Genomic DNA, 11,600 nt, shown 5'->3' on the forward strand with positions numbered 1-11,600 from the left:
ATCAAACTCATCCTGTTAATGCTAAACTTCGATTTCACTCATGTTTGAGAGTCCTTCCATGCTCGAAATCCGCCATCTGCGCACGCTGGCAACGCTGCGTGAAGCCGAAAGTCTTGTAGAAGCCGCCGAGCGCCTGCACCTGACCCAGTCCGCGCTTTCGCACCAGATCAAGGATCTCGAAGACCGCCTGGGCTTGCCGCTGTTTGCGCGCAAGAGCAAACCTGTGCGTTTCACCAGTGCGGGTTTGCGCCTGCTGCGGCTGGCAGATAATCTTCTGCCGCAACTTCGTCAGGCCGAGCGCGACCTGCAACGGCTCGCCGGAGGTCAGGCCGGCCGGCTGCACATGGCGATTGAGTGCCATAGCTGCTTTCAGTGGCTGATGCCCACGATTGATCAGTTTCGTAATGCATGGCCGGAAGTAGAAGTGGATTTCGCTTCTGGATTCTTCTTTGCTCCCCTGCCAGCCCTGGCTCGGGGAGAACTGGATCTGGTAGTCACTTCCGATCCAAAGGACATCCCCGGCATCAGCTACGTGCCCCTGTTCGCCTACGAAGCCATGCTGGCAATCAGCAACCAGCACCCATTGATCAGCCGCAGCCATGTCGAAGCGACAGATTTGCGTGAGGAGACGCTGATCTGCTACCCCGTGGATCGCGACAGGCTGGATATCTTCACTCAGTTTCTCGACCCCGCAGGCGTCGAGCCTGTCGCAATTCGCAACGCGGAACTCACAGTGATGATGATGCAGCTGGTCGCATCGGGGCGCGGCGTCTGTTGCCTGCCAAACTGGGCAATGGCCGAATACCTACAGCGTGGTTATGTCAGCGCCAGACCCCTGGGGCAGGAAGGGCTGTTTGGTACCCTCTACGCTGCAGTGAGAGAAGATATGCTGGAAATGTCCTATCTGCAGGACTTTCTCCTGACCGCCAAGGACATCTCCTTCGCCACGCTGGAGGGCGTGAGTGCGAAAATAAGTAAAAGGCCATGAACGATATATTCACTGCTTATGTCTCGTCCTGAGAAGCTTTTTGCCGCTATCCTGACTCAGTCCGGCGGATGACCGGACTATTGGGCCGCAAGAAGCCCTACTAACAACAATAATGAATCAGGAGAGATTCCATGCGTTCCCGCACCCGAACGACCAATATTCCCACCGCTGTTTTGTCCCGCCCCTCTATGTCTACCCTCGCTCTTGCCGTTGTCGGATCCCTGACGTTATCCGGCTGTCTGGGCGGCGGCGGTGGCGCCAGCAGCAATATCATGCCGGCCGGCCAGTTGAGCCTGGCCAACGGCGTGGTGCAGGGCATCGTCGAAGACGATGTACTGGTGTGGCACGGCCTACCCTACGCCCAGCCCCCAGTCGGCGACCTGCGCTGGCGTGCACCTCAGCCAATGGAGAACTGGACAGGGGTTAGGGACGCAACCGAACGGCACGCCGAATGCGTGCAGGCAGAGACCACCACCCAATGGCAGCGCACATCCAATATGGTCGGCAGTGAAGACTGTCTGATTGTCGATGTCTATCGCCCTAACCGCGCTGACTACCAGAACGAGAAATTGCCGGTTTACGTCTGGATCCATGGTGGTTCGAACAACTTTGGTACTGCCAAACAATACGACGGTCGCAACCTCGTCGAAAACTCTGACGTGGTAATGGTCGTGTTGCAGTACCGTCTAGGGCCGCTGGGCTGGTTTTTCCATCCGGACGTCCAGACCGGTGGCGCCGACCCCATCTCCGATTCAGGTAATTTCGGGACCATGGACACGGTTCAGGCTTTGAAGTGGATTCAGGAAAACATCGCCGAGTTTGGCGGTGATCCCGGCAACGTCACTATCACTGGCGAATCTGCAGGCGCGCACAACGTACTTAATCTGATGGTATCGCCCCAGGCCGATAGCGGATTGTTCCATCAGGCCGTTTCACAAAGCGGCGCGATGACCACCCGCAGCACCAACAGTGCGCGCACATCTGCCAACAGCCATATCGAATGGTTGATTCGCCTGCAGGAAGACCGCAAGACACCCAATTCGCCCATCAGCCCCGCCCAGGCCACACAAATGCGCCTGGATATGGAGGCTGCTGGCACACTGAATAACTACCTGCGGGCAGCTGAAGGCCGAGACCTCTATCAGGCGGTATTCAATTACAGTCAGTTGGGCTCTTATGGCGCTATCGAGGATGGTGCTGTGATTCCCGCGGGAGGCTGGATACCGGCCTTCACCAGTGGCAATTTCAACAAGGTTCCCGTTGTGCTCGGTGCCAACGAATACGAGCAGAAGTCCTTCATGCCGCTCTACGGCGGCGCACTTAAAGCATCCCAGTTCGGCGGCAATATTCCCTCCGCGGCCGGCAAGACCTGGCTGGACCTGCTGGATGTGGCCTTCACCGGCAACCAGACCCTCGATGAGGTACTGCCCACCCAGAAGGACAAGGACACCTATGAAATTACCGGTTATCACGGTGGCCGTGCATGGCGCGCCAAATATGTGGATGAACTGGCGCGATTGATAACCAAGCACCAGCCCAAGACCTATGCCTATGATTTCCGCTGGGGCACCCAATCAGGGCCATCACCGTTCAATTTCATCTACGGTGCCGGCCATGCTGCGGAAATATCCTTCTTCCATGGCGCCGGCGAGGGTCTGTTCAATCTGCCCTTCACCGAACAGAACGCGCCTGGTCGCATGGCCCTGCAAAACGCCATGATGGATTACCTGGCGGACTTCGCCCGGGGCGGCAATCCCAATGGTGAGTTCAGTAAGGACGAGCTGGCCTGGCAGCCCTGGTCAAGCACACCAGGGGCAGACAAGGTCATCGTCTTCGACGCAACCAACACCGAAACCGATATCAGCATGTCCAACGAAGGGCTGACCCTTGAAGGCGTCAATACTGCCTGGACAGCAGCCATGACGGCCGCCGGTATCAATGGATTCGAGCAAGCCACCCTGCAAGGCTTCTTTGGCCAGTCTGCAGCGTACTCCACCCCCTGAAGTACGCCGCCAAGCGGCTAGTGACCCACTAAACGGGACCTTCGGGTCCCGTTTTTCATGACGCAATTGTAAAAAATGACTCTTTCACCCGATTGGGCGAGTTTCAATCTCACTGGCGAGGCATACATTCGATTGCGTCAGAGCGCTGTTTTGGGCATTCAGTCATTGGGCTCTGTCAATAAAACCAACAACAATCGAACTCCACAGGTAACTCCATGAACGCATCCTTTGCTTTCAAACTGACCGGTCTCGCCCTTGGCATGCTGCTCTCTGTCAACGCCCTGGCCAGCAACCCTACGCCCACCCCTACGCCAACACCCACCCCCGATCCGGGTACTGGCACTGCCTTTCCTTCAGTATCCGACTTCAGCCGTTCGGGCTCCTTCTCAACCACCAGCGGCAACGCTGGTCCAAGCTGCACCATTTTCCGGCCACGCACCCTGGGCGAGTCAGGTCGTCGCCACCCGATCATCCTTTGGGGCAACGGCACAGGCAGCTCGCCGAGCACCTACAGCGCCCTGCTCACCCACTGGGCAAGCCATGGTTTTGTCGTCGCTGCAGCGCGCACCTCCAATGCAGGGTCCGGTGATGAGATGATCGACTGCCTGGATTACCTGGTGCAGGAAAACGGCCGCAGCAGCGGCACTTACGCGGGTAAGCTGAACGTCAACCGCGTTGCTACCGCAGGTCACTCCCAGGGTGGTGGTGGCTCAATCATGGCTGGTCGTGATGGTCGCGTTACAGTCACTGCACCCTTCCAACCCTACACCATCGGCCTGGGTCATCGCTCCAGCTCGCAGAGCCAGCAAAATGGGCCCATGTTCCTGATGACCGGCAGCAGCGATACCATCGCATCACCTCGCCTCAACGCCTTGCCAGTGTTCAACAATGCCAACGTCCCGGTGTTCTGGGGTGAACTGCGCGGTGCCAGCCACTTCGAGCCAGTTGGCAATGCGGGCGGGTTCCGTGGCCCATCGACTGCCTGGTTCCGTTTCCACCTGATGGGTGACAACAGCGCCCAAAGCACGTTCTACGGCAGCAACTGCCGTCTGTGTGGCGACCGCAACTGGGAAGTTCGCCGCAAGGGTATCAACTGATAGCCCAGCGTTAGGCAGGAACCGGAGGCCAGCCCCATGGGCTGGCCTTTTTTTGCCCAACTGTCATTGATCTGTAAAACGCATTAATTAGACACATTATTTTTATCTGTCTCAATTTTCACCCGAATAGGCGAGTGTTATCCGGGGGTACCGGGCCTATATTCAACCTCGCTAAGAGCCTGACAGTCGGTTGGATGCCAGAGGCTCAGTGTCTTGAACAACAACAAACCGAAGAGAGATCACTATGAAAATGGCAAACTTGAAATTGACCGGCCTTGCCGCTGCCCTCTTGATGTCGACCAGCGTCATGGCTTACACCCCCACGCCTGACCCAACACCCACTCCGCCCCCTTCCGGCGGTGGATCTGACTTTCCTTCCGTTTCTGATTTCAGCCGCTCCGGCCCCTTTGCCACTACCAGCGGTAACGAAGGTCCTCGTTGCACCGTCTATCGTCCCCGCACCCTGGGCGCCGAAGGCCGCCGCCACCCGATCATCATCTGGGGCAACGGTACGGGCAGCTCACCGGGTACCTACGGCAGCCTGCTCAACCATTGGGCAAGTCACGGGTTCGTGGTTGCCGCGGCCCGCACTTCCAATGCCGGCTCTGGCGAGGACATGATTGATTGTCTGGACTACCTCGTACAGGAAAACGGCCGTAGCTTTGGTACCTATGCAGGCAACCTGAACGTGAACAAAGTGGCTACCACAGGCCATTCGCAGGGTGGTGGTGGCTCGATCATGGCTGGCCGTGATGGTCGTGTAACCGTCACAGCGCCATTCCAGCCCTACACCATTGGACTGGGACACCGTTCAAGTTCGCAGAGCCGCCAGAACGGGCCGATGTTTCTGATGACCGGTGGCCGCGACTCCATCGCATCCCCTGGCCTGAACGCATCACCGGTATTCCGCAACGCTAACGTACCGGTCTTCTGGGGCGAGCGCACCAGCGCCAGCCACTTCGAGCCTGTAGGTAATGGTGGTGATTACCGCGGCCCCTCCACTGCCTGGTTCCGGTATCACCTGATGAACGATGGTAGCGCCGAGAGCACTTTCTACGGCAGCCGTTGCGGTCTGTGTACTGACCGTGGATGGGATGTAGAGCGCAAGGGCATCAACTGATCAACTGCATCTGATCAGCAAATAAAAGCCGGTTACCTTGGGGTAACCGGCTTTTTTGCATCTGCGCTATGCTGCAGCATCGCTAACCGCCAGGAAAAATCATGTCAGATATTACCCCCGTTGCACTGGTGACCGGTGCAGGCAGCGGCATAGGCCGCGCTGCCGCTCTCGCTCTTCTCAAGGCTGGATATCATGTGGTACTCGCCGGCCGCCGTGAAGAGCAGCTAAAAATCACGCTTCAAGCAGCTGATGGCCTGGAAAGCCATGCCCTTGCCGTAGTGACGGATGTGCGCAAGCCGGAATCGGTGGAAGCCTTGTTTGCAGCAACTCACGAACATTTCGGTCGGCTGGACCTCTTGTTCAACAATGCTGGCACCGGCGCCCCGCCGGTCCCGCTTGAAGACGTCAGCTTCGATCACTGGCAGGCCACAGTCGAAACCAATCTGACCGGCGCTTTTCTCTGCACGCAGCAGGCGTTCAAGATAATGAAAAGCCAGCAACCCATGGGTGGCCGCATCATCAATAACGGCTCGATATCGGCACATGCACCCCGACCCAACTCTGCGCCCTACACCTCGACCAAACACGCGATGACCGGCCTGACAAAATCCACATCACTGGATGGCCGGCGCTACAACATTGCCTGTGGGCAGATTGACATCGGTAACGCTGCGACCGATATGGCTGTGCCGATGCAGCGCGGCGTCCCCCAGGCCAATGGCGAAATAGCCGTTGAACCGGTAATGGACGTAGATCACGTAGCCCAGGCCGTGGTCCAGATGGCCAGCCTGCCCCTGGAAAGCAATATCCAGTTCATGACCATCATGGCCACAAAAATGCCTTTCATTGGACGCGGTTGATGCTTCTGCCATAACCAGAAAGGCCACCTCCCGTGCAACCGGGAGATGGCCTGATTTGTTACTGATGCAAGTCTTTACTGCGCGTTACGCTCCATGAATGCGAGCAGCGGGTCGATCACATTGTTGGTGTCATCGTCATCAGCCGCCAGCACATCGTTGTGCGAATAACCTTCGCTCATATGCACTTCAAAACCGCCCTCCGCTCCACCAAAGGTGGGGAAGGCGCTTAGGTCATTGGCACCGGACAGCATTCTCGCCGTACCGTCGCAACTCAGAGAGGCACAGGGTGCGATTGCATTGGCAAAGCTACGCCAGATACCGGGTACCGGGGTCAGACCATTGGTACCGCCAAACCCGATGACCGGCACATCGATCTGCTGCGCTTGGGTCTGGTTGACGATATCCGAGCGCCCGCGGCCACCCTCCGCTACCGGTAGAGACAAGGCACTGGTGTCCAGGCCCAGGTTTGCGCCCCCGACTGTCGCATTGTTGCCAATCAGAAGGCCCGTGGTCGGGTAGTACCAGTCGCTGTAATTAGTCTCGCCTACGAACAAGGATGGTACCAAACGCGCCATATTGACGGGCTCAGCCTCCACTCCCCAAAACAATTGCGGCGTCAGCAGCGTAATCGGCGCCGGGCCATTGTCGGTATAAGCCGAAGCCGGCAACGTCTGGTCGTTATCCAGCCACTCGACCAGACCGTCAGCATTCATAGAGCCCAGGGCACCCATTGAAAGATGGAAAAACTGTGGTGTAGGCTGATTGTCATCGTCCTGAAAAGTCGCAAGGGCTGCGCCGGCAGTTACCGGAAAGGGGCGGTCGTTATAGCCTGCCACCTGCTGATAAACACTGTTGGTCGCACCATTACGATCTGCTCCGAAAGCCTGTTGAAGAACTGCCTGCTCCCCATTAATGGTGCCTTCGAATGCCATCTGCATGCCCAGCACCTCGCTGGAGACCAACTGCTGGGGCCCCAACCCGGGTGCATTGATATAGGAGCTGACTGCGCCGGTCCGGGCGGCGGTATACAGGCCCCCGTCTGCGGCGGCTTCGACGGCATCCAATTCCGCAGCGGTCGGCGCCGCTGCACGCAACGAGCCGCCCTGCCCCTCAAACAGCACCAAGCCACGAACTTTGGCATAGCCTGGCTGCGGCGCTCCCGTACCGCTCAGGTTGAAATCGGTTGCAGCATAACGCGCGACGAAACCGGTTCCAGCTGAATGCCCGCCCAGAAAGACGTTACCGTTGCGTGCGGCATCTCGCGCCAGCTCCACAACCACGTCAATGTCACGGGAAAACACCTGGGGTGTCCAGTTGGCCATGAAGGGAACATCAATCTGATCGTAAAACACCGCACGGCGGTCGAGCTCAGGACTCAGCGGCAGATCCAATTCGTCGCCAAAAAGGAAATTCACCGCAATACCCGCGTCCTTCTCATCCTCCGCAATATTCAGACCCACGGTGTCCTGCAGCAAAACAGAACGACGTTCGAAGGCCCAGACCTCCACCACCGACCCAGCCGCCTGCGCCTTGGCCATCAAATTTTCCGCCAGGCGAAAATAATTGTGCGCGCCACCCAGGGTGCCAGGCACAGCGACCAGGATGGCATCGGGCTGCAGATCAGCCTGGGTGGCCAGCGCGTAGCGGGTATAGCGCGCCTGGTTCAGATCGGCATCGGCGCCCAGATGGGTAACCAGTTTGGTGTTGGTTACGGTCACGCCGGCGGTGCCGGGTGTCTGCGCCGCCTTGGCCGGACTGGCGACGACGGTGGTTTGCACGCACATATCATTTACCTGCACAGCACCGGCAATCGAGGAGCAGGGTTCCGTGGACGGAATCGAACTGGAGGCTCCGCCGCCTCCACCGGGCAAGCATCCTGCCAGCACGGCGCCGGCGGAGAGCAGCACCGCTACTCGGATAGATGCCGAAAGTCTGTTTATTCGCATTGTGATCTCCTGACCCGGCCTGACCGGGCATATTATTTTTGTATTTGTTCCAACCTAGGACGATCAAGCTAACAGTCTCTTTAACACCTGGCTTGAATCTATTTGCAGATTCAGTCGTACATACATCTGAAGTCGATAAAGAATCGCTTGCACAGACGAAAAATGCGCTGATTCATGGCCGGGACACTTCTAATCTTGGTATCGATGTTGCTACTATATGACACGCCATACATTTTCTGGATTCGAAACCATGAGCAGCCAACCTACCCCCCTGTCGCTGGCATTGTCACAGCGCAAATCCGACGAACGCGCCACCCCGATGAGCGCCTTCCGCATGGCCCGACGCTGGTGGCTGGAGGGTCGTCGGCTGAATCTGTCGTTGCTGGCAGAGGAGCTGGGGGTTGGTCGTGCGACGCTGATGCGCTGGGTCGGCAACAAGGACCTGCTGATGGGCGAGATTCTCTGGTCCCAGTACAAGAACCTTTACGACGAAGCCATCGAGCGAGCTGAGGCCAACCCGAAGCTCAAGGGCATCGATTTTCTTGCGCAGATTTATACCGATATAAACATCGCGCTGATCAACGGCAAGGCGATGCATGACTTTTTGCGGGCCGAGCCACAGTGGGGCCTGCAGTTATTGACCTCAAATATCTCCGGCCTGCAAAGCCGGCTGATCGAGACCTGGCGCAAGCTGTTTGAAGAGCAGATCCAGGCGGGCAACATCAATCCGGAAATGGATGCCGAGAGCCTGGCCTACTTCATTATTCGCATCGGTGAAGGGGCAATCTATTGTGATTTGATCTGTGGCCGAACACCCGATCCAGAGCCCGCCAGCACCGCCTTCCGCCTACTGGTGAACGGGCACAGCCGGTAGACCGGCCACCTGATGCAGCGCTAGCCGCGCCGCAGGGGCCACTCAATAATGAAATCCGCGCCACCGAGGGCGGTGGAGCTGCCGGCACGGGCCGTACCGCCATGCCAGAACATTACCCGGCGTACAATAGAAAGGCCCAGACCATAGCCGCCCGAAGCGCGGGTACGGCTATCGTCCAGGCGCAGAAAGGGTGTGAATACCTTTTCCCGTAGCGGTTCATCAATGCCTGGGCCATCATCCTCGATGCTTACCACACAGCGCCCATAGACCACCTGGCAGGATACCCGCACGCGGCTGCTGGCATGACGCATGGCGTTGGTAATCAGGTTACTGATAGCCCGGGTCAGATAGCGCTGCTCAGCCTCGACCGCAATGGCTCTCCCGTAACTGTTGTCCTCAACCTCCATGGTGATTGCCTGATTCAAAGGTGCCAATTCCTGCACTACACGGTCAATCAAAGCAGGCACATCGAGGAGCACCATACCTAGTGCAGGAGCACCCTGCTCCAGGCGTGCGTAGGTGAGAATCTCGTCAACCAGCATGTCCAGCTCACTGAGGTCTGCATCCATGCCGTGCACGTAATGGGCAATATCCTTTTCCGCCTTCGAGGTTTCCACCATTTCCAGACCAAAGCGCAGCCGTGCGATAGGCGTGCGTAACTCGTGGGACACCGCGCCGATCATCTCCTGCTGAATCTTCATCAAGCGTTGCAGGTGGCTCGCCATATCGTTGAAGGCCCGGGCAACACGGCCCACCGAGTCCTGCCCCACGGCGTCAACCCGAGCGTCCAGGTTGCCATGACTGAGCAGCATTGCCGCAGCTTCCAGGGTGATCAGACGGCGCTCGAGTTGCCGTACCAGCAAGTAGATCAACAAACCGCTGAGCGTCAGTACCAGCAAGCCGGTGATCAACAACAGCTCCCTGGGATAGTCTTCCATCTGGAATAGCGGGCCGAGACGCAGCACCCAGTCGGTATCGGTCACCTTCATATACAGCAAAACCGAATCGCCATCGGGACCCAGCGTCATGACGGTATCAAACTCTTCCAGACGGCGACGCTGGTCTGCATCCAGGTCCGCTTCGCGCATTCGCGTAAGCATCAGCGTGTAGCCAAAATCCTTGTCCCTACGCAGACGCTGTAATCGTTCAGGCATGTCCGATTCCGGGTGCCGCACCAGCTCGTCAACCAGCAGAAACAAGGTTGCCCTGCCTAGTTGCTCGGTGATGCGCTGAATTTCGGTAGTCAACACCGTATGCTCATCGACCCGGCTGAACACCCTCACCTGACTTTGCGCCGAAGGCTTGACCAACACCCGGCCACGGGCCAGATGTGCGATCTGACGCGAGTCCAGCTTCAGTTGATCGATGGTACTTAACTGCAGCGGCACACCTATCAGGCGCGTCCAGGCGGCCAGCGCCCTCAGCCGCTCGGCACCTTCCATGGGCGCAAGATTGTCAGCCATCAGGCGAAAGGTGCCGGTGGCTATGTCCTCCCGGTAAGTTTCGGCGCGGAACTCGTTCACCTGGCGGATTCCCAGCAGTGCCAGGAGTGACACCACAACAAGAATCAGTAGCATGCCGCCGTATATGCGCAGAAAGATGGAGTTCACGGGGCGTCCGTATCAGGGTTGCACGGCAACAAACAGGTAGCCCTTGCTACGCACCGTCTTGATGATGCGCGGTAGCTCGGGGTCATCGCCGATCTTGGGGCGTATACGCGATATGCGCACATCAATGGAGCGATCCTGACCGTCATATTCGATTCCGCGCAGGGCGTTGAATATTTCCTCACGGCTTAGCGTGCGACCAGCATTACTGGCCAGCAACCATAAAAGATCCAGTTCCGCACCGGTCAGATCGATCAGTTCGTTACGCAGCCAGGCCTCGCGCCGGGCGTTGTCGATGACCAGAGGGCCGAAGGTCAGCCGAGTGACCGGCGCATCGCTGGCCGGCTCTGAATCATGGCTGCGGCGTAACAACGCTCGGATACGGGCAAGCAAGACCTGTGGTCTAACCGGCTTATTGACGTAATCATCAGCTCCAAGCTCCAGCCCGCGAATATGATCCTCGTCATCACTGCGCGCGGTCAGCATCAACACCGGCCGCGCATAACCGGCCCCCCGCAGGCGCTTGCAGATCGACAGACCATCCTCGCCCGGCAACATCAGATCCAGTACCACCAGGTCGGGATTGCTGGCCAGAATGTGCTCCACCGCGCTGGCACCATCGGTTAGCAGATCAATCTCCAGACCCTGCGAGCGCAGGAATGCCTGAATCAGCTCGGCCAATTTGAGATCGTCTTCGACTATGAGGATGCGTTCGTTATCGACTGCCATTCGCCTGCCAACCTGCCTGTCTCATTGCGGAGCAGCGATTGTAACAACCCCCCGGCAAAAGACCTATCAGGTAAGGGAGCACATATTCGGGCTAATACAGAAAACACTACATGTAGTGTCGATACATATTTTTTTCAGCTGAAAATCAGCCAAAATTCACAGTGAAAAGCCCGTTTTTCCTGAGCCAAGGCGAAATTATTGGCGAATAGCCATCACAGCCGTCTTCAATTTCAAGCTTGCACGACGGCATATTCCACTCTATCTTGTGCCAAGATTAACAAAGCGCACTACATATGGGATGAGTATTGAGCAAGCCGATCGAATACGGCACTGCTCTACTGACCCAGAACGTCAAAACACTACATATTGTATTAAC

At 57.6% G+C, this 11,600-nt stretch carries 9 protein-coding genes; 6 read left to right on the top strand and 3 right to left on the bottom strand.

The annotated features are described in order from the left end of the window. Positions 1-58: 58 nt before the first annotated feature. The 5 genes from FZF01_RS06040 to FZF01_RS06060 all read left to right on the top strand — a co-directional run bounded on the left by FZF01_RS06040 (position 59) and on the right by FZF01_RS06060 (position 6,068). Positions 59-988, top strand: a complete 930-nt coding sequence (locus FZF01_RS06040; protein WP_150277248.1) for a LysR family transcriptional regulator — start codon at positions 59-61, stop codon at positions 986-988. A gap of 131 nt (positions 989-1,119) precedes the next feature. Continuing rightward, positions 1,120-2,991, top strand: coding sequence for a carboxylesterase/lipase family protein (locus FZF01_RS06045; RefSeq protein WP_150277249.1), 1,872 nt, complete (start codon positions 1,120-1,122; stop codon positions 2,989-2,991). 215 nt (positions 2,992-3,206) lie between these two features. After that, entirely contained in the window at positions 3,207-4,088 is an 882-nt protein-coding gene (locus FZF01_RS06050) for an alpha/beta hydrolase family protein (protein WP_223825416.1), read from the top strand. A 250-nt stretch (positions 4,089-4,338) separates the two neighbouring features. Further along, positions 4,339-5,208 (top strand): poly(ethylene terephthalate) hydrolase family protein, encoded by an 870-nt coding sequence (locus FZF01_RS06055; RefSeq protein ID WP_373286418.1) that lies wholly within the window; start codon positions 4,339-4,341, stop codon positions 5,206-5,208. A gap of 101 nt (positions 5,209-5,309) precedes the next feature. Continuing rightward, the gene (locus tag FZF01_RS06060; protein WP_150277251.1) at positions 5,310-6,068 is read left to right on the top strand and encodes an SDR family oxidoreductase; all 759 of its coding nucleotides are present in this window, start codon (positions 5,310-5,312) and stop codon (positions 6,066-6,068) included. Between the two features lie 74 nt (positions 6,069-6,142). Here FZF01_RS06060 and FZF01_RS06065 read toward each other — a convergent pair whose 3' ends face one another. Further along, on the bottom strand, positions 6,143-8,014 hold the full coding sequence (locus tag FZF01_RS06065; protein ID WP_150277252.1) for a hypothetical protein: 1,872 nt from the start codon (positions 8,012-8,014) through the stop codon (positions 6,143-6,145). Between the two features lie 250 nt (positions 8,015-8,264). Here FZF01_RS06065 and FZF01_RS06070 point away from each other — a divergent pair, with 250 nt between their 5' ends. Next, complete coding sequence (locus FZF01_RS06070) at positions 8,265-8,888, top strand: QsdR family transcriptional regulator (RefSeq protein WP_150277253.1); 624 nt, start codon at positions 8,265-8,267, stop codon at positions 8,886-8,888. Positions 8,889-8,908: 20 nt separating this feature from the next. Here the strand turns inward: FZF01_RS06070 and FZF01_RS06075 are convergent, their stop codons facing one another. Beyond that, on the bottom strand, positions 8,909-10,498 hold the full coding sequence (locus FZF01_RS06075; RefSeq protein ID WP_150277254.1) for an ATP-binding protein: 1,590 nt from the start codon (positions 10,496-10,498) through the stop codon (positions 8,909-8,911). Between the two features lie 12 nt (positions 10,499-10,510). Then, on the bottom strand, positions 10,511-11,224 hold the full coding sequence (locus FZF01_RS06080) for a response regulator transcription factor (RefSeq protein ID WP_150277255.1): 714 nt from the start codon (positions 11,222-11,224) through the stop codon (positions 10,511-10,513). Between the last annotated feature and the right edge of the window lie 376 nt (positions 11,225-11,600).

The organism is Halopseudomonas salina (assembly GCF_008641105.1).